This window comes from Rathayibacter sp. AY1F2, from assembly GCF_002930885.1.
GTDB lineage: Bacteria > Actinomycetota > Actinomycetes > Actinomycetales > Microbacteriaceae > Rathayibacter.
Map to the genome: position 1 here is coordinate 149,981 of NZ_PSVG01000005.1, position 21,006 is coordinate 170,986.

Genomic DNA, 21,006 nt, shown 5'->3' on the forward strand with positions numbered 1-21,006 from the left:
AGAACACACGATGATGCACACAGGTTCGACGAGCAGCAGCCCTGCCACCGTCGTCATCCTCGCCGCAGGGATGGGCAGCCGGCTCGGCCGCTCCCTCCCCAAGCCGCTCACGCCGCTCAGCGACGGGCGCACGATCATGCAGCAGCAGTTTGACAACATCCACCACGCCTTCGGCACGAAGGTCCCGGTGAGCATCGTCGTCGGCTACAAGCTCGAGCACATCATCGAGGCCTTCCCCTCGGCGACGTTCGTCTACAACGAGCAGTACGACCAGACCAACACCTCCAAGAGCCTCCTCCGCGCGCTGCAGGCGAGCGGGCAGGGCGGCGTGCTGTGGATGAACGGCGACGTCGTCTTCGACCCGCGCATCCTCGACCGGGCGGCCGCGCTGATCGCGAAGGACGTCTCCTTCGTCACCGTCAACACCTCGAAGGTGTCGGACGAGGAGGTCAAGTACACGACGAGCGCCGAGGGCTTCATCCAGGAGCTCTCCAAGACGGTGCGCGGCGGCCTCGGCGAGGCGGTCGGGATCAACTACGTGTCCGCCTCCGACAAGGCCGCGCTGGTGCGCCAGCTCGCCCGGGTCGACGCCCAGGACTACTTCGAGCGTGGCATAGAGTTGGCGATCGAGCAGGACCGCCTGCTCGTCGAGCCGATGGACATCTCCGACCTCTACGCCGTCGAGGTGGACTTCGCCGAGGACCTCGAGCGCGCGAACCTCTTCGTCTGACGCTCCCGGCTCCTCCCCCGGCTCGAGCGGAGCCGACGGGAGGAGTCGCGCAGTGAGCACGGCCGACACCCTCGCGACCGAGACGGCGCTGCGCCACCGGCGCTCCCGGGCCTGGCGCTACCGCCACTCCCTCTGGCTGCTCACCAGGCGCGACCTCACCGTCCGGTACGCCACGAGCGCGCTCGGCTACGTCTGGTCGGTGCTCGACCCGCTCGTCATGTCGGGCATCTACTTCTTCGTCTTCACCGTCGTCTTCCAGCGGACCGTCGGCGAGGACCCGTACATCGTCTTCCTGCTCGCGGGCCTGCTGCCGTGGATGTGGTTCAACCAGGCGACGTCCGACGCGACCCGCGCGTTCCTCCGCGAGGCGAAGCTGGTGCGGTCGACGTCGATCCCGCGGACCATCTGGGTCGGGCGGATCGTGCTCTCGAAGGGCATCGAGTTCGTGGCGAGCCTGCCGGTGCTGGTGCTCTTCGCCGTGATCGCCGGCGCGCACCTGACCTGGGCGGCGCTGCTGTTCCCCGTGGCGATCCTGCTGCAGGCGGTGCTCACGCTCGGCGTGGGTCTGCTGGTGGCCCCGCTCGTGGTGTTCTTCCGCGATCTGGAGCGGGCCGTGAAGCTCGTGCTCCGGTTCCTCTTCTACGCGTCGCCGATCATCTACTCCACGGCCAACCTGCCGGAGCAGATCCGGCCGCTCGCGGCGCTCAACCCGCTCAGCGGGATCTTCGCCCTCTACCGCTCCGCGTTCTTCGAGAGCGAGCTCGACGTCCCGCTCATCCTCGCCTCCGCGGGCATCTCGGTGCTCGTGCTGGCGCTGGGCCTCGTCGTCTTCCGCCGCTCCGAGCGCGCGGTGCTGAAGGAGCTGTGATGGCCGACGCCCCGGTGGTCATCGAGTGCCGCGGCCTCGGGATCCGCTTCCGCCGCAACCGGCGGGGCCGCCGCTCCTTCAAGGACCTCTTCGCCGGCCGCTCCCGCCGCTCGCGGCCCGGCGAGTTCTGGGCGCTGCGCGGGCTCGACGTGCAGGTGCGGGCGGGCGAGGCCATCGGTGTCGTCGGCCGGAACGGTCAGGGCAAGTCGACGCTGCTCAAGCTCGTCGCCGGCGTCGTGCTGCCGGACGAGGGTGCGGTGGAGGTGCGCGGGGGCGTCGCTCCGCTCATCGAGATCACCGGCGGCTTCGTGGCCGACCTGAGCGTCCGCGAGAACGTCTACCTGACCGCGGGTCTCCACGGGATGTCCAAGCGCGAGGTCGACGCGCGCTTCGACTCGATCATCGAGTTCGCCGAGATCGGCGACTTCCTCGACACCCCCTACAAGCACCTCTCGAGCGGGATGAAGGTGCGCATCGCTTTCTCCGTCGTGTCGCGGCTCGAGGAGCCGATCATCCTGGTGGACGAGGTGCTCGCGGTCGGCGACAGGGCGTTCCGCGAGAAGTGCTACGCGCGGATCGAGGAGCTGCTCGCCTCCGGCCGCACCCTCTTCTTCGTCTCGCACAACGAGCGCGACCTCCGCCGCTTCTGCACGCGCGGCCTCTACCTGGACAAGGGCCGCCTGGTGCTGGACGCGCCGATCGAGGAGGTGCTCGCGCGTTACGCTGAGGACTACGCGCCGACACCGCGGAGCAGCACGGCGCCGGCCGAGGGCCCGCCCGTCCAGGGCACCGTCTCCGACGACTGACCCCTCCCGCACGCGGCGCCCGAGGACGCAGGAGTGCACGACATGGCCCAGAAGGACCGCAAGCGCGAGCGCGCCGTGGAGAGGGCCGGCGAGGTGGAGCAGGCCGACGGCTCCGAGAACGCGCAGCTGGCGAAGCTGCTCGACCGGCTCCTCGCGGTGCAGCGCCCGGCCGTGCTTGCGAACATCCGCCTGCTGCGGCGCCGGCGTCCCGGGGCGACTCCGGAGCAGATCATCACGTCGCTCGAGCGGCAGTACCTCTCGAGCGTGGCCGCGGGAGGCGCGGCGATCGGGGCGACCGCCGTCGTCCCCGGCATCGGCACGGCCGCCTCGGTGGCTCTCTCCGGCGCGGGAGCCGCAGGGTTCCTGGAGGCGAGCGCGCTCTTCGCGCAGTCGGTGACGGAGGTGCACGGGATCCCGCTCGAGGACCCGGACCGCGCGCGGGCCCTCGTGCTCACGCTGATGATGGGCTCCTCCGGCAGCGAGATGGTGCGCCAGGTGGCCGGGCAGGCCGTCGGCGGGGGCAGCGGCCTCAACCAGTACTGGGGCTCCGTGGTCACGAAGGGCCTGCCGTCCTTCCTCGTGGGCGAGCTGGCGGACCGCGCGAAGAAGTCCTTCGCCAAGCACTTCCTCGCCCAGCAGGGCGCGGGCCTGGTCGGCCGGGCGATGCCGTTCGGGATCGGAGCGGCACTGGGCGGCGTCGGCAACGCGATGCTCGGCCGCAAGGTGATCCACAGCGCGCGCGATGCGTTCGGGCCGGCACCGCAGGCGTTCGGCAACACCCTCGTGCTCGAGCCGACCCGCGCCGAGCGGAAGGCGCTGGCCGCCGCGCCGGCCGAGCCGCTGGCGCTGTTCGTCCGCGACTACGGCGGAACGGGCGAGCGGACGGCGCTCCTCCTCCACGGCCTCGGCTCCGACTCCCGGATCTGGTACGCCCTGGTCCCGACGCTGCACGAGCACGGCTACCGCGTGGTGGCCCCCGATCTCGCCGGTCACGGCGGCTCGCCGGCATCGCCCGTGTACTCGCCGGAGCGCTGGGCGTCGGACGTCCGCGCCTCGGTGCTGCAGACCCCCGACCTTGTCATCGGCCACGGCCTCGGCGCCGTCGTCGCCGCCCGGCTCGCCCCCGAGTACGGCGCCGACCGGCTCGTCCTGCTCGACCCCGCGTTCTCGGACGCCCGGGGACTGGCGGGCGCGCTCCACCGCGGCGGCTCGGTCGCGCACGTCGAGAAGGGCGACGCCGACTCCCTCCGCCACCGCCACCCGATCTGGACGGACGAGCAGATCGAGCTCGACGTGTCGGCCCACGCGCTCTGGGAGCAGGACTCCGCCGTCGGGCTGACGGCACGGGGTGCGGCCGAGGCCCCCGAGACGTTCCCCGTGGCGACGCTCGCCGTGATGCCGGAGGACCCGCTGGGCCACGGCTCGCTGGGCGGCGTCCTCGCCGGCCGCGGCGTCGAGGTGCGGACCGTGCCGGGGGGCGGGGCCTCGATCCTCCGCGAGGACCGCGCGGCGCTGATCGCGGCGCTGGAGGACCGGATCTAGCTCAGGATCTGCTCCAGCTCAGGGCCTGCTCCGCGCGCGATGGTCCGGAGCCGTCGGAGGCGTTCGGTCAGCGTTCCCGAGGCCGGCGCCCGGGCGCGACGAGCGGCATCCCGAGCACGGTGCGGACGAGTCCGCCGCCGTCGCGGTCCTCGGCGATCACGCGGAGGCCGGTCTTCTCGGCGACGCGCCTCGAGGCGGCGTTGTCCGGGTGCACGAGCGCCACGAGTCGTCCCGCGAGGCGGTGGGCGAGCGCGAGGTCGCGGCAGGCCGCAGCCGCCTCGGTGGCGTAGCCGCGGCCGTGCAGACCGGCCCGCACGTGGTAGCCGACCTCGAGCTCGATCCCGCCGTCGACGCGCTGCCAGGTCAACCCGCAGTCGCCGACGAACTCGCCGTCGAGGGTCTCGACGATCCACAGCCCGAAGCCGTGCTCGCGGTAGTTGCGCCGGTTCCACTCGATCCAGGCGGCTGCCTGCTCGCGGTCCTTCGGCGCGGGGTAGTACCGCATCACGACCGGGTCGCCGAGCAGGTCCGCCATGTCGGGGAGGTCCTCGGCGGTCATCTCACGGAAGCGCAGCCGGGCGGTGGCGGCGGGGATCATCGGGTCGGGCTGCTCGGCCTGCGACTGCGGAGACGGCGACCGGGACCGTCGTCGAGCGCTCGATCCATCCGGCCGCCGCCCCCGGCCCTACTTCTCCGCCTTGGCGGCGGCCTTCGCGGCCTGCTTGGTGGCGCGGACCTTCGTCAGCGACTCCGGAGAGACGATGTCGGCGACCGAGCGGAAGGCGCCCTCCTCTCCGTAGGCGCCCGCGGCCGAGCGCCAGCCCTCCCCCGAGAATCCGCGCTGCTTGCCGAGCAGGGCGAGGAAGATCCGCGCCTTCTGCTCGCCGAAGCCGGGCAGCGCCTTCAGACGCGCGAGGACCGTGCGGCCGTCGGGCTCGTCGCGCGTCCAGACCGCCGCGGCGTCGCCGTCCCAGTCGTCGACCAGAGCGCGGCAGAGGACCTGCACGCGCCCCGCCATGCTCGCCGGGTAGCGGTGGATCGCGGGCGGAGTCCGGCAGAGCTCCGAGAACGCGTCCTCGTCGAAGCCCGCGATCGACGCGGCGTCGAAGGAGGCGCCCTCCGCCTCGAGGCGCTCCTCGATCTTGCGGGGCCCGGAGAAGGCCGTCTCCATCGCGACCTGCTGGTCGAGGAGCATCCCGATCAGCAGCGCCAGCGGGTCGCGGCTGAGCAGCGCGTCGGCGTCGGGATCGTCGGTGATGTGCAGGGCGGAGTCGCGGGTCATCCTCCAGGGATACCACGGACGGCCCCGGCGGCGAGCGCGCGGACGGTCCGGTCGACGAGGTCCAGGGCCGCAGCGAGCTCGAGGTCGCCGACATGGCCGTAGCCGAGGACCAGCGCCTCGGTCGCAGCCCGTCCCGACAGGGCGTACTCGTGCAGAGTGGCGACGAGCAGTCCCTCCCGGAGCAGCGCGGCCGCGACGGCGTGCGCGTCCAGAGGCGCGGGCAGGGAGAGGACGACGTGCAGACCCCCGTCGAGTCCGCTTGCGCGCCCCCACGGCACCGACTCCCCGAATGCGTGGACCAGCTCACGGCGGTGGGCGTAGCGCCGTCTCGAGCGCGTGAGATGCCTCCGGAACGCCCCGCTCGCCATGAACTGCGCGAGCGCCGCCTGCGTCGGACCCGAGGCGGAGGCGTCCTTCTCGTCGTCGAGGCCGGCCAGCGCCGCGCGGAGCCAGGACGCCGGCGGAACGGCCAGGTAGGCGATGCGGAGCCACGGCGAGACGGTCTTCGAGAACGACCCGACATGGGCGACTCCGCCGCCGGAGTCGAGCGAGGCGAGCGCGGGCAGCGGGGCGCCGACGTAGCGGAACTCGCTGTCGTAGTCGTCCTCCACCACGAGCAGGGGGCCGGCCGACGCGCGGCGCACCAGCTCCAGGCGCTCGGCGAGGGCGAGCCTGCCTCCGGTCGGGTACTGGTGCGACGGAGTCACGACGACCACGTCCGCGCCGGAGCTCGCGAGAGCGTCGAGGTCGATGCCGTCGCCGCGCACCGGGACGCCGACGACCTCGTGCCCGTCGGCGCGCAGGCGGCGCCGGACGGCCGGGTAGCCGGGGTCCTCGACGGCGACGCGCACCTCGCGTCCGAGCGAGGCCGAGGCGGCGCGGGCCAGGAGCGCGACGGCGCCCGCGGTGCCCCTGGTCACCACCACGTCCGACGCCTGCACGTCGACGCCGCGGGACCGGCGCAGCTGCTCGGCGATCTGCTCCCGCAGGGCCGGGTCCCCGGAACCCCGAGGAGGCGCCGAGGGCGGCGAGGCGAGCGCCAGGCGCCAGGCGGCCCGCCACTCCGGGGTGTCGAGGGCGCGGGTGTCCGGCCGGCCCGGCCTCAGGTCCGCCGCGGCGGGCGGGACGACGGTCTCCCGGGACTCCGGCCGCGGCTCCTGCGGCGCCGTCGCCAGCAGTCCGTCGGAGGCGACCGTCACCGCTGCGCGCGGGTGGGCGACGAGGTAGCCCTCCCCCACCAGCTGATCCACCGCGGCGACGACGGAGCCCCGCGAGACGCCGAGCCGCTCGGCGAGCACGCGGCTCGACGGGATCGGATCGCCCGCCCGGTAGCGCCCGTCCAGCACCGCCTGGCGCAGCGCCTCGGCGAGCCCGGCGCGGACCGAGCCGCGCGGCGACGGCCCGAGGAGGAGCGGGATCTCCAGATCGCCCGACGCCATCGACCGCTCCGCTCTGGACCACTCCGATCGCGGCCCAGTGGCATCCTGGCAGATCCAGTCGGCGCGGGACGATTCCGACATGGACAGCCTCCCCGTCACCGACCGCACCCGCGTCTCCCGTCTCCGCGACCGCCAGCGCACCGATCCCGCCGAGCTGCACGCCCTGCTCGACGAGGCGCTCGTCGCCCACGTCGCCGTCGTGCGGGACGGCGCCGCGATCGTGCTGCCGATCCTCTTCGCCCGCGACGGCGACTCCCTCCTGCTGCACGGGTCGAGCGGCGGAGGACTGCTGCGGGAGGCGGCTCGGCACTCGCTCCTCACCGCCTCGGTCACGCTGGTCGACGGACTGGTCGTCGCCCGCTCCACCTTCGACAGCTCGATGAACTACCGCTCGGCGATGGTGATCGGCCGGGCCGAGGCGCTGGAGGGCGAGGAGAAGGCGCGGGCCCTCGATCTGCTGGTGGCACGCCTCCTCCCGGGGCGCGACGAGGAGGTGCGAGCGAGCACCGCCCGCGAGATCGCGGCCACGCTGGTGCTGCGCCTCCCCCTGGCCGAGGCGAGCCTGAAGGTGCGCGCGCACGGAGCCGGCGATGAGCCGGAGGCCGGGGTCTGGGCGGGCGTCGTGCCGCTGGTCACCCGCACGCTCGCGCCGGTGCCGGCGGAGGAGGGCGTCGCGGTCCCGGAGTCGGTCCGCCGCTTCAGCGCTGCGGTCGACGGCGCGGTGCCGCCCTGGCGCTGAGCGGACCAGCCGTCGCGGTGCGGTCCGCTACTTGGCGTCCTGACGGGGGAAGACGACCTTCTGCACGACGATGATCACCGAGGCCGCGACCGGGATCGCGACCAGGGCGCCGAGCACGCCCGCGATGGTGCCGCCCGCCACCGCCGCGATCACGACGACCGCACCGGGGACCGAGACGGCCTTGTTCATGATGCGGGGGCTGAGGAGGTACGCCTCGACCTGCATGTAGACGAGGTAGTAGATCGCGGCGACCAGCGCGGTCAGCGGCGAGGCCAGGAGGCAGGCGAGCGAGATGATCACGGCGCCCGAGAGCGTGCCGACCAGCGGGATCAGGGAGCCGAGGAACGCGACGCAGGCCAGCAGCGCCGGCACCGGGGCGCCGATCGAGAGCAGCAGGATGAACGTGAGCACGCCGTTCACGCCGGCGAGTGAGACCTGGCCGACCACGTAGCGGCCCACGGCGCCGGTGATCTCGTCGCCGACCTCGTGCGCCTTCGCGCGGTGCGAGGCGGGGGCGAAGCGGTAGGCGACGGCCTTCATCGAGCGCAGCGACGCGAGGAAGTACAGCGTCAGGATCAGCACGATGACGGCGCCGGTCACGCCGCTGGCGATCCCGGTCCCGACCGCGATCAGTCCGCCGCCGAGCGAGAGCAGGTTGTTGGGGTTGCCGATGAAGCTCTGGACGCTCTCGATCAGCTCGTCGATGTCGATCACGCCGCGCAGCTGCTGCTCGAGGTCGAGCACCCACTGCTGCGAGGCGATGTCGGTGACGATCTGCGGGGCGCTCGTGACGAACATCGTCAGCTGCTCGACCAGGATCGGGATGATGTAGACCAGCAGGCCGGCGAAGATCAGCACCACCGCGGCGAAGACCGCTGTGATCGCGAGCGGCCTCGGCAGGCGCTTGCTCTCGAGCCAGGAGACCAGCGGATCGAGGCCGAGCGCGAAGAACAGCGCCACGAAGATGTAGGTCAGCACCGTGCCCAGCTGCACGACGAGGCCGCCCAGGACGAGCGCCACCAGCACGCCGAGCGCGCCGAACAGGCCGATGCGGAAGGAGCGGATCGTGAAGACCGGCTTCTCCGGGTCGGCGGAGACCACGATGTCCGGCTCGACCGCGGGCTGGGCGGATGCCGACCGGCGCCGGCGGGAGCGGGCGAAGGCGCGCGGGGTCATCATGGGACGAGCGTAGCGGGGCACCGGGAGGCCGCCCGGCGACCGGCCCACCCTTGACGCGGCCGTTCGAGCGGTGCTCCCGCCCGCTCAGCCCTCCGGATCGTGGTCGTCGACCGCGCCGTCGCCCCGGTGCAGAGCGGCGTGCCGCTCCCACTCGGTGAGCAGGTGCTCGATCGCCTCGTGGAAGCGCCGCGTGGCCGCTCCGGGCGACGTGTCGCCGAAGTAGCGGTGCACCCAGCGCTCCAGCCGCTCGACCGACTCCGGATCGTGCTCGGCGCTGTCGATCCGCGCGATGATCGCGGAGGCGTCCTCGGCGTGCAGCCACTCCGCGTCGCCGAGGTAGCCGCTCTCGTCGACCTCGGCCTCGGCGCTGACGGGCCGGGTGACCAGCAGCGGGCGCCCCGTGGCCAGCCGGTCGTAGACCATCGCCGACACGTCGAGGATCGCGAGGTCGGCGGCGGCGAGCTGCCAGCCGAGCTCGGCGCCGGTGTCGTGCACGTGACCGGCGCGCGGATCGGCCGCGTTGGCGGCGGCGATCATCGCGACGATCGCCCGGTCGGCCGCGGCGTAGTCGGAGTCGACCGCGCCGCTGCGGGGATGCGGGCGGTAGACGAGCCGGAACCGCGGGTCGGCCAGGAGCCCGCGCACGAGGGCTGTGCCGTGGCTCCGGATCGAGCCGTAGCCCGCGGCGGGGCGGTCGCCCTCCCAGGTCGGCGCGTAGAGCACCACGCGGCGCTCGTCGGGCGTGAACGGCACGGCGCCGGCGAAGTGGTCCGCCTGAGGACGGCCGATGGCGAGGGCGCGCCTGTCGAAGTCGTAGTCCCAGAGCACGCGGCGCAACCGGGCGAGGGCGGCGTCCCCGGCGATCATGCTGTAGTCGTACGCCTTGAACTGGTTCGTCGTCATGTACATCTTGTCGCTCTCGCCGTGGTTGACGAAGACGTGCCAGCGGCGCCCGTAGCGCATCATCTGGAAGTTGCGGGCGTTCTGGTTGACGTAGAGCACGATCCGCAGCGGCTGGCTCGCGATGGTGCTCTCGAGGTCGGCGACGGAGCGGACGTAGGCGACGGGGACCGGGCTCTCGCGCAGCAGCACCTCCGCGGCGCCGGCGTTGCGGCTGAGCAGCACGACCGGGTGCGTCTCCGCCAGCTCGGCCAGCGGCCGGTACCACTGCCGCAGCTGGTACAGGTTGATGTCGCCGTCGGCGAAGTAGACGCCGACCTCGAACCGGCCCTCGGGCAGCGGCCCGCGCTCCGCGAGCAGCCGGGTCACCGCGTGGCGGGCCCGGCGAGCCGCGAGCAGCTCGCCGCCCACCTTGCGCGCGAGTCGCGCGTCGGTGCGGAGGCGGGCGATCAGGGCACGGGGAGCGGGAGTCATCCGCCCCAGGGTACCGGCGACGGCCCCCGCGCCGGGGGCGTCGCGCGGGCCGATCAGGCCGGGGTCACCCTCAGCCAGACGAACTGCAGCGGAGCGAGACGGAAGCCCTCGCGCAGGTCGACCGCGATCTCGGTGACCAGGTCGACCGCCTCCGCGGCGAACCCGCCGAACCGCTCGGCCGCGACCTCCTGGACCTCGTCCGACACGTTCGCGAGCACGAGCACCGACTCCCCGTCGCCGGGGCGCTGGTAGCCGAGCACGTGGTCGTTGACCGGGTCGAAGACGCTCAGCTCGGTGCCCGCGAACATCGGCACGGCCTTGCGCACGGCGATGAGGTGCAGCAGCCCGCCGAAGACCTCGCTCGCGGCCGTCCCCGGGACCTCGCGCTCGTCGTAGCGCTCCGCGGGGCGGCGCGGCCGGTTCACCCAGCGCGAGTCGCCGGCCGTCGTCGGGTCGTCGAGGTAGCCGTGGTCGTTGAGCTGGCCGACCTCGTCGCCGAGGTAGAGCAGCGGCAGCCCCCCGGTGCTCAGGGCGATCGAGTGCGCGAGAAGCACACGGTCGATCCCGTACGGGTCACCCGCCTCCACTCCAGCGAGGGACGCGGTGGTGCCCGAGACGCGGCGGTCGCCGGTGCGCGGGTTCTCCTGGAACGGCACTCCGCGGGCGAACGTGCCGTCGAACCGGTCGGTGTAGAAGTCGTTGAGGAAGCGGCGGTGGCCGGCCGCGTCGATCCCGAGCTCGGCGGCGTCCTCGTCGGCGAAGGTCCAGCCGATGTCGTCGTGCCCGCGCACGTAGTTGACCCAGGCCGTGCCCTCGGGGAGGGCGTGCCGGCGCTCGAGGGCCTGCGAGAGGAGACGGACGTCGCGGGTGGCGAGCGCCTCCCAGGTGAGCGCCATCTGCAGCGGGTTGTACGAGAGCTGGCACTCCTCGACGTCGATGTACTCGATCACCTCGTCGGGGTGCACGATCGCCTCGGACTTGAACAGCAGCGCCGGAGCGGCCAGGCGGCAGACCTCGTTGAACGCGCGCAGCAGCAGGTGCGCCTGCGGCTGCGACTCGCAGGTGGTGCCGAGCTCCTTCCAGATGAACGCGACCGCGTCCATCCTCAGGGCGTCGACGCCCTGATTGGCGAGGAAGAGCATCTCTCCCGCCATCGCCCGGAACACCTCGGGGTTGGAGTAGTTGAGGTCCCACTGGTAGCGGTGGAACGTGGCCCAGACCCAGCGCCCGTCCTCCAGCTGAACGAAGGAGCCGGGATGGTCGTCCGGGAAGATCTCGCGCGTCGTGCGCTCGAAGGCGTCGGGCTGCTCCCGGTCCGGGTAGATCCAGTAGTAGTCCTCGAAGCGCTGCTCGCCGGCGAGCGCGCGCTGCGCCCACTCGTGCTCGTTCGAGGTGTGGTTGAAGACGAAGTCGACCACGAGTGCGATGCCCTGCTCACGCAGCTCGGAGGCCAGCCCGCGGAGCTGCTCCATGTCGCCGAGGTCCGGCCGCACGCGCCGGTAGCTCGAGACCGCGTAGCCCCCGTCCGACTCGCCCTCGGGCGCATCGAAGAGCGGCATCAGGTGCAGGTAGTTCAGGCCGATCTCGCGGAGGTACGGGATCTCGGCGCGCAGCCCCTCGAGGTCGCCCGCGTAGCGGTCGACGTAGCAGACCCCGCCCAGAGCCTTGTTCGAGAGGAACCAGGTCGGGTGCTGCTCGCGGGCGCGGTCGAGCGCGCGGAGCTCCTCGGGCCGCTCCTCCCAGGAGGCGGCGGCGAGCTCGACGATCGCGACGAGCTGGTCCTCGAGGTCGTCGCGGCCGGCGTACACCGTGGCGAGCAGATCGACCAGGCGCGCGAGGTGCTCGTCGAGGCGGCCGGAGAACTCGTCGTCGACGGCGCCGAGGCGCTCGCGGACCGCCGTCAGGAGGTCCGGTCCGGCAGGGGTCGCCTCCGCCTCGGCGCGCTCGGGCGGGGAGAGCTGGGTCGAATCGAACACCGTCGTCCTTTCGGGGGCCCCGGCGGGGGCGGATTCCCCGATGCTAGACGATCGGCGGACGCCCGGCGAACGCCATCCGGAGCACCGTGCGGGCCGAGAGGACGCGCTGGCCGCCCGGATCCGAGCGCCATCCCTCCCGCCAGCCGGCGAACCAGGCGCGCAGGGCGGCCGGGTCGCGACGCCAGCGGAGGCACTGGATCGCGGTCCAGGACCCCACGTAGACGAGCGCCAGAGGTGCGGCGAGGTTGCGGCGGGCGAGCCAGACGCGATTGCGCGCGTTCAGCCGGTAGTAGTCGGCGTGACGGGTCGGCTGGATGACCGGGTGCTGGGCGACGAGCTCTCCCGCGTACCAGGCGGTGCGACCCGTGTCCCAGACCCGCCAGGCCAGCTCGATGCCCTCGTGGGCGTAGAAGAACGGAGCCGCCCAGCCGCCCGTCCGGGCGAACACGTCGCGCCGCAGCACGACCGCTCCCTCCCAGACCGAGAAGACGGGGCCGGAGCGGCGGGGGTCGCCCTTGAGGATCCGCGGGATCCAGCGCCGCGGGCTCGGCGTGCCGTCCGTGCTGTCGACGCGGGGCTGCACCAGGCCGATGCGGCGGTTCGAGGCGAGCAGCGCGACCGCGTCGACGAGGAAGCGGGGGGACGGGATCCGGGCGTCGTCGTCGAGGAAGAAGAGGTACTCCCCCGCGACGGCGTCGACTCCGGCGTTCCGGCCCGCCGGGATGCCGAGGTTCTCGGGGAGCGCCAGGGCGCGCACTCCCTCGGGCAGGCCGTCCGGCTCCCAGCCGTTGCCGACGCAGACGACGTCCAGCTCGACGCCCTCCTGCGCGAGGACGCCGGCCAGCCCCGCGGCGAGGTCGTCGGGCCGAGTCCCCTGCGTCAGGACGACGACGCCGACCCGCGGCTCAGGAGCGGACACGCTTGGACGCCATGATCGCGACGAAGTGGCCGACCAGGGCGAGGAGGGCGAGCGGCAGCAGCGCCCCGACGAGGACCCGGTCGGCCGTGCCCGCTCCGACGACGAGGCCCACGAGGGCGGTCGCGAAGGCCAGCATCGTCAGCTCGACGGAGTGGTAGAGGCGGTGGAAGGGCAGGAAGCGGGCGGCGCGGCGAAGCCCCGCCAGCCCGGACGAGGACGGCACCGCCTCGCCCTTCGTGTCGGCCAGCTTCGTGAGACCGGCGTTCGCGCGCGCCACGTGCACCATGTCGTTGAGCGCCTTGTTGAGGACGATCACCAGGGCCAGGGCGAAGCCGATCGTGGTCCAGAGGAAGTCCGCCGGTGCCTCGAACGGGACGCCCGCCGCTCGCAGCCCGAGCGCGATCGGGATCAGCGCCTCGGTCGTGTAGTGCCCGACCTTGTCGAGGAACACGCCCGCCGGCGAGGACGTGCGGCGCCAGCGCGCGACCTCGCCGTCGCAGCAGTCCACCAGCATCTGCAGCTGGCCGAGGAGCAGCGCCAGCGCCGCTCCGGCGATCCCCGGGATCAGGAGGGCTGCCGCCGCGCTCCAGCCGACCAGGATCATCAGCCCGGTGACGCCGTTCGCCGAGATCGAGGTCTTCAGCAGCAGCCAGGTCAGGTAGGGCGAGAAGCGGCGCAGGTAGAGCGACGCCGTCCAGTGCTCGGCGTTGCGGCGGCCGCGCACCTCCGGGGGCTGCGCGACGGCGCGCAGCTCGGCGATGGAGCGGGGTCTCGTCGTCGTGGTCATGCGCCCCTCGGCGAGTCGGACCGCGGCTGGTGGCGGTGGGCGGAGATGTTGCTGGTCAGCCCGGCGAAGCCGAGCACGAAGCCGGTCCCCCAGGCCACGTGGACCGCCGGGATGACCACGGCGAACCACAGCATCGCACGCGCGCCGTCCGGCCGCGCGACCACGAGAGTGGCCGCCGCCACCAGGAGGAGGTAGGCGGCGGGCACCGCGAACCCGAGCAGGAGCCAGGGCGCAGCTCCGGCGAGCACCTGGACGACTCCCGCCAGCCCGACGAGCAGCCCGATCGCGAGCATCGCGACGAGCACGGGCGGAGCGAAGTAGCGCAGCGACCGCGAGGCCGGGAACATCCGGGTGAGCTCGCCCCGCCACATCCCGGTCGAGAGGAACTGCCGGAGCAGCGCGCGCATCGAGGGCCGCGGCCGGTAGGTGACGGTGAGGCGCGGAGTGAACCAGACGACCTCGCCGCGCTCGCGCAGCCGCCGGTTCAGCTCCCAGTCCTGCCCGCGCTTGAAGCGCTCGTCGAACAGGCCGGCGCGCTCGAGGGCGGAGCGGCGGAAGACGCCGAGGTACACCGTGTCGGCCGGGCCCTCCTCGCCTCCCACGTGGTGGGGTGTGCCGCCCAGCCCGATGCGGGAGCCGTAGGCCCGGGCGACCGCGCGCTGGAACGGGGTGAGGCCCTCCGCCGCCATCACTCCGCCGACGTTCGCCGCTCCGGAGCGCTGCAGCGCCTCGACCGCCGTGCGCGCGTACTCGGGCGGCAGGACGGAGTGCGCGTCGACCCGGACGACGACCGGGTGGCGCGAGGCGCGGATCGCGGCGTTGAGGCCCGCAGGAGTGGAGCCGACCTCGTTCGGCACGACCCGGATCCGCGGATCGGCCGCGCTCAGCTCGGCGACGAGCTCCTCCGTGCCGTCGATGCTCGGGGCGACGGCGAGGACGACGTCGAAGGGGCCGGTGTAGTCCTGGTGCAGCAGCGAGTCGACCGCGGCGCGCACGTGGGCGACCTCGTTGAGGACGGGCATGACGTAGGAGACGCCGGGCAGGTCGGAGAGGTCGTCTTCCGGGATCTCGTGCTGCATGGGTCCAGTTCGTGCGGGAGGAGCGCGGGCGCAGGGATCCACCACCCTACCAGCGGGGAGCACCGCGCCCCGGGCCGGGCCCGGACGCGGAAAAGCCCCCCGGGGACGGATCCTCGAGGGGCTGTGCGCGGCGGCGGAGGGTCAGCCGGCGGCCATCTGGCCGAGCGTCGCCTTCGCCTGGTAGCTCTGGCCGTTGCGGACGTAGGTCAGCTCGACCGCGGCGTTCGCGGCCTGCGCGCGGACCTGCGCGGTGAGGTCGGACGCGCTCGTGATCGGAGTGCTGTCGATCGCGGTGATGATGTCGCCCTTGGCGAGACCGGCCGCCTGCGCGGCACCGCCTCCGGAGACCTCCTCGATGCGGGCGCCGAGGACGTCCGCGGTCGAGTCGGAGACGCTCGCGCCGAGCAGGCCGTGCGAGGCGGAGCCGTTCGCGATGATCTCCTTCGCGATGCGCTCGGCGATCGCGCTGGGGATCGCGAATCCGACTCCGATGTTGCCGGACTGGCCGCTCGAGGAGGACTGGCCGGCGCTCGCGATCGCGACGTTCACGCCGATCAGCTCGCCGTCGCTGTCGAGCAGCGCGCCGCCGGAGTTGCCCGGGTTGATCGCCGCGTCGGTCTGGATGACGGGCAGCGAGATGGTGCTCTTCGCCTGGGTCGGCGCCTGCTGGCCCGGGATGTCGAAGTTGAACGGGCTCTCGGTGCCGCCGCTCGAGCTGTCGCCCGAGTCGTCCGGAGCCGCCGAGGAGGCGACCTGGATGCTGCGGTTGAGCGCGCTGACGATGCCGTCGGTCACGGTGCCGGAGAGGCCGAGCGGGGCGCCGATGGCGACCGCCGTGTCGCCGACGTTGATCTTGGTGGAGTCCGCGAACGTCATCGGGCTGAGGTCGGTCGCGCCGGTCAGCTTGATGACGGCGAGGTCGAGGGTCGGGTCGGTGCCGACGACGGTCGCGTCGAAGATCCGGCCGTCGCTGGTCGTGACCGAGACGGTGCCGTTCGCGATCTCGCCGTCGAGGGTGACCACGTGGGTGTTGGTCAGGACGTAGCCGTCCTTCGAGAGCACGATGCCGGAGCCGGTGCCGGCGGACGAGCTGCCGCTCACCGCGATGGTGACGACGCTCGGAGTGGCCTTGGCGGCGACCGCGGTGGCGGTCGTCGCGTCCTCGGCGTTGTTGACCGTGATCGTCTGCGAGCCGCCGGCGGAGACCACGCGGGTCCCGCCGCCGTTGGAGGCGGACCAGAGGCCGAACACGCCGGCTCCCGCGACTCCGCCCACGACCGCGCCGATGGCGAGCGCCGCGACGACGCCCACTCCGGCTCGGCGCTTCGTGGCGGTGGGGGCGGGGGTGTACTCGGCGCCCGGGCCGAAGGGGCTCGAGGAGGGCGGCTCCTCGGAGCCGTGCAGGGTGTTCGCCGCGGGCGGCGCGTACTGCCCGTAACGGGCCGGCTGGGAGACGGGCTGCGCCTCGTTGCCGGCCGTCGCGTTCGGCGTGTACGGCGGCTGGGTGGCCGAGGAGGAGGGGTAGGGGACGGTCGGGTTCTCGCTCTCGCGGTGCGCTCCGCCCCGGTGGATCGGCTCGGTGGGCCCGGTGGTCGAGGACGACGCTCCGGAGCTCTCGCCGGGGGTGCGCTCGGTCGCCTCTCGGGCGCCGGACTCCGTCGGCGTGGTGGGTTCCTCCGGCTGACGAGGACCCTCGTGACTCTCGGTCATGGGTGCTGCTCCTTCCAAGCGGGGATAGCTTGGCGATCGTACCTGGGGGTTTCTTATGACGGGCCTGCGAGCGGGAAATGAAACCGGCCGGACTGCTCGAGCGGGCACACTGGGCACGTGAGCATTCCCGGATCCTGGTCCCGCGCCGCGGCGGGCGCCGGCCTCCTCGGCCCCAGCGGCGAGGTCGCCGCCACCGTCTTCAGCGAGATGAGCGCGCTCGCCCTGCGCACCGGAGCGGTGAACCTCGGCCAGGGCTTCCCGGACGAGGACGGCCCGCGCGAGATCCTCGACGCCGCGCGCGACGCCATCGCGTCGGGGGTCAACCAGTACCCGCCGGGTCCCGGCTTCCCCGTCCTGCGCGAGGCGATCGCCGCGCACCGGCAGCGCTTCTCCGGGATCGCCCTCGACCCCGACGGCGAGGTCCTCGTCACCACGGGCGCCACCGAGGCCCTGGCCGCGGCTCTGCTGGGCCTGCTCGAGCCGGGCGACGAGGTCGTCACCTTCACGCCCCACTACGACGCCTACGGAGCCCTGATCGCCCTGGCAGGAGGGGTGCACCGCACCGTGCTCCTGCGCGGCCCCTCCTTCGCGGTCGACCACGACGAGCTGACCGCCGCAGTGAGCGACCGCACGCGCGTCATCCTGGTGAACGACCCGCACAACCCGACCGGTGCCGTCCTCCCGGCCGAGACCCGCGAGCTGATCGTGCGGCTCGCCGAGCGGCACGACGCCGTGATCCTGACGGACGAGGTCTACGAGCACCTGCGCTTCGACACCCCGCACGTCCCGCTGGCCTCCCTTCCCGGAGCCTTCGAGCGGACGCTGTCCGTCTCCTCGGCGGGCAAGACCTTCAGCACCACGGGCTGGAAGATCGGCTGGGTGACAGGCCCGCGCGAGCTGATCACGGCCGTCCTCGCCGTGAAGCAGTTCCTCACCTACGTCAGCGGATCGCCGTTCCAGGGGGCCGTCGCCCTCGGGCTCGGGCTCCCGGACGCCTTCTTCACCGGCGCGGCGCAGACTCTTGCGGCCAAGAAGGACCTGCTGTCGGCGGGCCTGGCTGCTGCGGGCTTCGGCGTCGCACCCTCCTCGGGCGGCTACTTCGTCGTCGCGGACGCGGCACCGCTCGGCTACGAGGACGGGGTCGCGCTCTGCCGGGCGCTCCCGGATCTCGCGGGAGTGGTGGCGGTGCCCGTGTCGGCGTTCTGCCGCCCCGAGGACGCGGCTCCCTACCGCTCGCTCGTCCGCTTCGCCTTCTGCAAGCGGTTCGAGGTGCTGGAGACCGCGGTCGCGGGCCTCGCCCGCATGGCGCGCTGAGGAGCCGGCCTCAGCGGATGCGGTCGGATGCCCGGCGCCGTCGGGCCGGGGGCGGCGGTCAGAGCGGCAGCACCCGGAAGCGCCGCAGCGCCAGAGCGGGGTTCTTCGCGCGCGCCGCGTCGATCCGCTCGCGCGAGACCCAGGCGACGGCGACATCCTCGACCTCGCCGAGGGTGACGGTCTCGACGCCCATCGGATCGACGATCATGCTCGTGCCGACCCCGATCGGCGGGGTCTGGTCGGCTGCGACGAGGTACACCGTGTTCTCGAGCGCGCGGGCGGTGACCAGCGTCCGCCAGTGCGCCTCCTTGAGCGGGCCGCGCACCCACTCGGCCGGTGCCGCGATGACGTCGACCCCGGCGTCGACCAGCCAGCGGCTGACCTCCGGGAAGCGCAGGTCGTAGCAGGTCTGCAGCCCGACGACGAGGCCGCCGACCTCGAACGTCTCGGGTGCGGCGATCTCCCCCGCGGCGACCCACTCCGACTCGGTCTGGCCGAAGGCGTCGTACAGGTGCAGCTTGCGGTAGCGGGCCACGACCGTGCCCTCGGGGTCGAGCGCGACGAGCGTGTTCGCGATGCGGCGTCCGTCCACCGCCTCGACCATGCCCGCCACGAGGTGGATCCGGAGCTCGCGCGCGAGGGCCGCGAGAGCCGTGACGAACGGGCCGTCGAGCGCCTCGCCCGCCGCGACCAGCTCGGGCCCGAGCGGATCAGTGAAGGCGGAGCTGTACTCCGGCAGCACCACCATGCTCGCGCCGCGCTCGGCGGCGATCCGGGCCAGGCGCTCGATCGTCGCGATGTTCGCCTCCCGGTCCGTCGAGGGGGCGAACTGCGCCACGGCCATGCCGACGGCGCCGGTCATCAGCTCGGCGGGTAGAGGAAGAGGGCGACCTGGGAGGCCGGGATGGTGCGCTTGTGGTACGCGTGGTCGTTGCCCCAGTTGTACTCCTCGAGCGAGACCGTGCCGTCGGAGTTGACGGCCTGCACGTAGGCGACGTGGTTGCCGGTGAACCAGGCGACCGCGCCGGGGACGGGCGTACTGCTGGTCACCCAGCCGTGGGAGGCCCACTGGCCGGCCCACGCGTAGGCGCTGCCTCCGCCCGGGGTCATGTTGCCCCAGGTCCACTTGAAGGGTGCGCTCGTCGAGCCCTGGTCGCGGTTGATCCGCCAGGCGACGAAGTCGACGCACTCGCGGTAGTAGTACCGCAGCGGCGATAGGCCGCCGCCCTGGTCGTCGGTGAGCTGGTCGCGCCAGGGGTAGTCGTCGCCCTCCTCGCGGGGCGTGACCGAGGTGCTGGTGCCGCCGCTGCCCGCGGCGGCGCCGTCCGCGCCGGTCGTGCCTGCCGCGGCCTGCGCCTCCTGGGCGAGGCGGGCGGTCTCGGCGTCGCGGGCGGCCTGCTCGGCGGCGGCGAGCGCGCGCGCCTGGGCGGCCGCCTCGTCGAGCTGGGCCTGGGTCGGTGCGGTGAAGGAGTCGCGGATGACCTGCTCCTGGACCGCGGTCGGCGCGACGGTGAGCTTCTGGTTGCCGAGCGCCTGCACGCGGGCGGCGGCCTCGACGGCGGCCTGCGAATCGGGTGCCGGGTCGAAGGAGTAGGCGGGGAGCGCGGAGACCGCCACGAGGCCCGCGATGGCGGCGAGGGCGACCGTGCTGACGGTCGCGCGGAAGACACGGCCCCGGCGGCGCCGCACGGGGCGGACGGGCGTGAGGACCGGAGTGGCGACGCGTGCCGCGGGCAGCGCGTGCGGCGCCTGCCGCGGGCTCCGCCGGGTCGGGCGGTCGCCGAGCCCCTCGTTCGAGCCGTCGTCCCCGCGTTCGTCCCTCACAGCAGCACCCCTCGCATCGGGGTCGAGCCTAACGTGCGGGCCGGTCCGGCACACGCGTCGGCGCGGAGCGTCGGGAGGCCGGTCCGCGGATGCGGGTCGCGCGAGCCCGGCACGAAGTCGGCGGCGGCGCCGCGCGGATCCGACGGTGACGCGGACGGGCGACCGGAGTAGCGTCCGGAGCGGAGCGGGCGCGATGGTGCGGCCGCGGGACGGAGGACGGCGATGATCCGGAGCGAGAGGGCCTTCGGCGGCTTCAGCGTGGACGACGTGGAGGCGGCGCGGGCCTTCTACGGCGGAGTGCTCGGGCTCGAGGTCGAGCTGAACGCGATGGGGATCCTCGACATCCGGCTGCCGGGCGGAGGCCGCGCGATCGCGTACCCGAAGCCGGACCACGAGCCGGCGTCGTTCACGATCCTGAACTTCTCGGTGGAGGACGTCGACGTGGCGGTCGCCGAGCTGCACGCGGCAGGCGTCACCACGGCGATCTACGACGACCCGTCGCTGCCGACCGATGCGGACGGAGTGATGCGCGGCCACGGGCCGACGATCTGCTGGTTCCGCGATCCGGCGGGCAACGTGCTGAGCGTGATCGAGGGCGACTGAGGTCTCCGCCCGCGCACTGTCAGCCGCGGGCAGCACGTCCGCGACCCGTGTTAACGACGAAAGCCGGCCCTTCTCAGGACCGGCTTTCGCTTTCTTGTTGCGGGGGCAGGATTTGAACCTACGACCTCTGGGTTATGAGCCCAGCGAGCTACCGAACTGCTCCACCCCGCGGCACAAGAAGAGACATTACACGCGTTCCGGCGCCGGTGCAAATCGACGCGGCGGTGGGAGCGGGCTCCGGTCTCAGGCGGGCTTGGCGGCGCGCAGCACGGCGCTCCCGTCCACGCTCAGCCCGACCGCCGTCAGGGCGGCTGCGAGCTCGGACGAGGTGCGCGACCAGGTGCGGACGTCGGCGTCGACGAGAGCGGACGACGACGGGACGACGAGCACCGCGCCGCCGGGGGCGACGAACCACTCCACCAGCCGCGCCCACTCCTCCAGGTCGGGGAGCCACGAGACGACGCCGGCGCTGCAGAGCACGACGTCGAACGAGTCGGGCTCCGGCAGCATGTGCCGCAGCTCGTAGAGGTTCGCGCAGACGAAGCGGGCGGAGCCGGCGAGGTCCCTGTCCGCGGCGCCGGCGCGTGCTCGGCGCACGGCGGGCATCGAGAAGTCGACGCCCACCACGCGGGCGCCGCGCTCGGCGAGCTCGAGCGCGTCGAGCCCGTCGCCCGAGCCGAGCTGGAGGATCCTCGGCCCGGGGTCGAGGAGCGCCGCGGTGACGAGCTCCGGGTGGAGCGCACCCTCGCCGGTGCGCTCCTCCCAGTACGTGCGGTTCAGCTCGAGCCACTCCCCCGAGCGGAGGTGCTCGCCGCGGTCGACCTGCACCATGCGG

20 protein-coding genes and 1 tRNA gene are annotated in these 21,006 nt (G+C 73.3%); 7 read left to right on the forward strand and 14 right to left on the reverse strand.

The annotated features are described in order from the left end of the window. Nucleotides 1–13 precede the first annotated feature (13 nt). From C5C54_RS06250 to C5C54_RS06265, 4 genes are read left to right on the forward strand one after another with little or no spacing between them, the layout of a single operon-like run. On the forward strand, nucleotides 14–730 hold the full coding sequence (locus C5C54_RS06250; protein ID WP_104226983.1) for an NTP transferase domain-containing protein: 717 nt from the start codon (nucleotides 14–16) through the stop codon (nucleotides 728–730). 52 nt (nucleotides 731–782) lie between these two features. Continuing rightward, nucleotides 783–1,598 carry an ABC transporter permease gene (locus C5C54_RS06255; RefSeq protein ID WP_374953048.1) on the forward strand — a complete coding sequence of 272 codons (816 nt, stop codon included), beginning with the start codon at nucleotides 783–785 and terminating at the stop codon, nucleotides 1,596–1,598. After that, complete coding sequence (locus C5C54_RS06260) at nucleotides 1,598–2,404, forward strand: ABC transporter ATP-binding protein (protein WP_104223571.1); 807 nt, start codon at nucleotides 1,598–1,600, stop codon at nucleotides 2,402–2,404. The genes C5C54_RS06255 and C5C54_RS06260 overlap by 1 nt, the downstream gene beginning before the upstream one ends. Before the next feature lie 42 nt (nucleotides 2,405–2,446). Beyond that, nucleotides 2,447–3,946, forward strand: coding sequence for an alpha/beta fold hydrolase (locus tag C5C54_RS06265; RefSeq protein WP_104261190.1), 1,500 nt, complete (start codon nucleotides 2,447–2,449; stop codon nucleotides 3,944–3,946). A gap of 67 nt (nucleotides 3,947–4,013) precedes the next feature. Here C5C54_RS06265 and C5C54_RS06270 read toward each other — a convergent pair whose 3' ends face one another. From C5C54_RS06270 to C5C54_RS06280, 3 genes are all read right to left on the reverse strand, one after another. After that, nucleotides 4,014–4,544 carry a GNAT family N-acetyltransferase gene (locus C5C54_RS06270; RefSeq protein ID WP_104247834.1) on the reverse strand — a complete coding sequence of 177 codons (531 nt, stop codon included), beginning with the start codon at nucleotides 4,542–4,544 and terminating at the stop codon, nucleotides 4,014–4,016. Nucleotides 4,545–4,631: 87 nt separating this feature from the next. Further along, complete coding sequence (locus C5C54_RS06275; RefSeq protein WP_104223574.1) at nucleotides 4,632–5,228, reverse strand: HhH-GPD-type base excision DNA repair protein; 597 nt, start codon at nucleotides 5,226–5,228, stop codon at nucleotides 4,632–4,634. Then, nucleotides 5,225–6,667, reverse strand: coding sequence for a PLP-dependent aminotransferase family protein (locus C5C54_RS06280; protein WP_181127856.1), 1,443 nt, complete (start codon nucleotides 6,665–6,667; stop codon nucleotides 5,225–5,227). Before C5C54_RS06280 ends, C5C54_RS06275 begins: the two co-directional genes overlap by 4 nt. Nucleotides 6,668–6,746: 79 nt before the next feature. Here C5C54_RS06280 and C5C54_RS06285 point away from each other — a divergent pair, with 79 nt between their 5' ends. Next, complete coding sequence (locus tag C5C54_RS06285; RefSeq protein ID WP_104226958.1) at nucleotides 6,747–7,406, forward strand: pyridoxamine 5'-phosphate oxidase family protein; 660 nt, start codon at nucleotides 6,747–6,749, stop codon at nucleotides 7,404–7,406. A gap of 27 nt (nucleotides 7,407–7,433) precedes the next feature. Here C5C54_RS06285 and C5C54_RS06290 read toward each other — a convergent pair whose 3' ends face one another. The 7 genes from C5C54_RS06290 to C5C54_RS06320 form a co-directional block, all read right to left on the reverse strand. Next, nucleotides 7,434–8,585 carry an AI-2E family transporter gene (locus tag C5C54_RS06290; RefSeq protein ID WP_258063238.1) on the reverse strand — a complete coding sequence of 384 codons (1,152 nt, stop codon included), beginning with the start codon at nucleotides 8,583–8,585 and terminating at the stop codon, nucleotides 7,434–7,436. An 84-nt stretch (nucleotides 8,586–8,669) separates the two neighbouring features. After that, nucleotides 8,670–9,959, reverse strand: coding sequence for a hypothetical protein (locus C5C54_RS06295; RefSeq protein ID WP_258063239.1), 1,290 nt, complete (start codon nucleotides 9,957–9,959; stop codon nucleotides 8,670–8,672). A 53-nt stretch (nucleotides 9,960–10,012) separates the two neighbouring features. Beyond that, nucleotides 10,013–11,863, reverse strand: a complete 1,851-nt coding sequence (locus C5C54_RS06300) for an amylosucrase (RefSeq protein WP_104287983.1) — start codon at nucleotides 11,861–11,863, stop codon at nucleotides 10,013–10,015. Between the two features lie 115 nt (nucleotides 11,864–11,978). Then, nucleotides 11,979–12,854, reverse strand: a complete 876-nt coding sequence (locus C5C54_RS06305; protein WP_104261191.1) for a glycosyltransferase family 2 protein — start codon at nucleotides 12,852–12,854, stop codon at nucleotides 11,979–11,981. Further along, entirely contained in the window at nucleotides 12,841–13,641 is an 801-nt protein-coding gene (locus tag C5C54_RS06310; RefSeq protein WP_104223579.1) for a CDP-alcohol phosphatidyltransferase family protein, read from the reverse strand. The genes C5C54_RS06305 and C5C54_RS06310 overlap by 14 nt, the downstream gene beginning before the upstream one ends. Continuing rightward, nucleotides 13,638–14,720, reverse strand: coding sequence for a glycosyltransferase family 2 protein (locus C5C54_RS06315; RefSeq protein WP_181074536.1), 1,083 nt, complete (start codon nucleotides 14,718–14,720; stop codon nucleotides 13,638–13,640). Before C5C54_RS06315 ends, C5C54_RS06310 begins: the two co-directional genes overlap by 4 nt. A gap of 141 nt (nucleotides 14,721–14,861) precedes the next feature. Beyond that, nucleotides 14,862–16,430, reverse strand: coding sequence for a S1C family serine protease (locus C5C54_RS06320; protein WP_104247830.1), 1,569 nt, complete (start codon nucleotides 16,428–16,430; stop codon nucleotides 14,862–14,864). 117 nt (nucleotides 16,431–16,547) lie between these two features. Here C5C54_RS06320 and C5C54_RS06325 point away from each other — a divergent pair, with 117 nt between their 5' ends. Continuing rightward, nucleotides 16,548–17,744, forward strand: coding sequence for an aminotransferase class I/II-fold pyridoxal phosphate-dependent enzyme (locus tag C5C54_RS06325; protein WP_104287973.1), 1,197 nt, complete (start codon nucleotides 16,548–16,550; stop codon nucleotides 17,742–17,744). A gap of 58 nt (nucleotides 17,745–17,802) precedes the next feature. On the opposite strand, the gene C5C54_RS06330 is transcribed toward C5C54_RS06325, so the two are convergent. Both C5C54_RS06330 and C5C54_RS06335 read right to left on the reverse strand, forming a co-directional pair. After that, nucleotides 17,803–18,606: a carbon-nitrogen hydrolase family protein gene (locus tag C5C54_RS06330; protein ID WP_104287974.1), complete on the reverse strand. Its 804-nt coding sequence runs from the start codon at nucleotides 18,604–18,606 to the stop codon at nucleotides 17,803–17,805. Beyond that, nucleotides 18,606–19,568 (reverse strand): CHAP domain-containing protein, encoded by a 963-nt coding sequence (locus C5C54_RS06335; RefSeq protein ID WP_104262670.1) that lies wholly within the window; start codon nucleotides 19,566–19,568, stop codon nucleotides 18,606–18,608. The genes C5C54_RS06330 and C5C54_RS06335 overlap by 1 nt, the downstream gene beginning before the upstream one ends. A 222-nt stretch (nucleotides 19,569–19,790) precedes the next feature. On the opposite strand from C5C54_RS06335, the gene C5C54_RS06340 reads away from it, so the two are divergent. Next, nucleotides 19,791–20,171, forward strand: a complete 381-nt coding sequence (locus C5C54_RS06340; RefSeq protein ID WP_104224832.1) for a VOC family protein — start codon at nucleotides 19,791–19,793, stop codon at nucleotides 20,169–20,171. Between the two features lie 97 nt (nucleotides 20,172–20,268). On the opposite strand, the gene C5C54_RS06345 is transcribed toward C5C54_RS06340, so the two are convergent. Both C5C54_RS06345 and C5C54_RS06350 read right to left on the reverse strand, forming a co-directional pair. Further along, a tRNA-Met gene (locus C5C54_RS06345) sits at nucleotides 20,269–20,342 on the reverse strand. A gap of 72 nt (nucleotides 20,343–20,414) precedes the next feature. Beyond that, complete coding sequence (locus C5C54_RS06350; protein WP_104261194.1) at nucleotides 20,415–21,002, reverse strand: class I SAM-dependent methyltransferase; 588 nt, start codon at nucleotides 21,000–21,002, stop codon at nucleotides 20,415–20,417. Between the last annotated feature and the right edge of the window lie 4 nt (nucleotides 21,003–21,006).

Bases quoted from the DNA above. Each gene is read 5' to 3' on its own strand.
- C5C54_RS06250 (WP_104226983.1), top strand. From the start codon at position 14: ATGCACACAGGTTCGACGAGCAGCAGCCCTGCCACCGTCGTCATCCTC.
- C5C54_RS06260 (WP_104223571.1), top strand. From the start codon at position 1,598: ATGGCCGACGCCCCGGTGGTCATCGAGTGCCGCGGCCTCGGGATCCGC.
- C5C54_RS06265 (WP_104261190.1), top strand. From the start codon at position 2,447: ATGGCCCAGAAGGACCGCAAGCGCGAGCGCGCCGTGGAGAGGGCCGGC.
- C5C54_RS06270 (WP_104247834.1), bottom strand. From the start codon at position 4,544: ATGATCCCCGCCGCCACCGCCCGGCTGCGCTTCCGTGAGATGACCGCC.
- C5C54_RS06275 (WP_104223574.1), bottom strand. From the start codon at position 5,228: ATGACCCGCGACTCCGCCCTGCACATCACCGACGATCCCGACGCCGAC.
- C5C54_RS06280 (WP_181127856.1), bottom strand. From the start codon at position 6,667: ATGGCGTCGGGCGATCTGGAGATCCCGCTCCTCCTCGGGCCGTCGCCG.
- C5C54_RS06285 (WP_104226958.1), top strand. From the start codon at position 6,747: ATGGACAGCCTCCCCGTCACCGACCGCACCCGCGTCTCCCGTCTCCGC.
- C5C54_RS06290 (WP_258063238.1), bottom strand. From the start codon at position 8,585: ATGATGACCCCGCGCGCCTTCGCCCGCTCCCGCCGGCGCCGGTCGGCA.
- C5C54_RS06295 (WP_258063239.1), bottom strand. From the start codon at position 9,959: ATGACTCCCGCTCCCCGTGCCCTGATCGCCCGCCTCCGCACCGACGCG.
- C5C54_RS06310 (WP_104223579.1), bottom strand. From the start codon at position 13,641: ATGACCACGACGACGAGACCCCGCTCCATCGCCGAGCTGCGCGCCGTC.
- C5C54_RS06315 (WP_181074536.1), bottom strand. From the start codon at position 14,720: ATGCAGCACGAGATCCCGGAAGACGACCTCTCCGACCTGCCCGGCGTC.
- C5C54_RS06320 (WP_104247830.1), bottom strand. From the start codon at position 16,430: ATGACCGAGAGTCACGAGGGTCCTCGTCAGCCGGAGGAACCCACCACG.
- C5C54_RS06330 (WP_104287974.1), bottom strand. From the start codon at position 18,606: ATGACCGGCGCCGTCGGCATGGCCGTGGCGCAGTTCGCCCCCTCGACG.
- C5C54_RS06340 (WP_104224832.1), top strand. From the start codon at position 19,791: ATGATCCGGAGCGAGAGGGCCTTCGGCGGCTTCAGCGTGGACGACGTG.
- C5C54_RS06350 (WP_104261194.1), bottom strand. From the start codon at position 21,002: ATGGTGCAGGTCGACCGCGGCGAGCACCTCCGCTCGGGGGAGTGGCTC.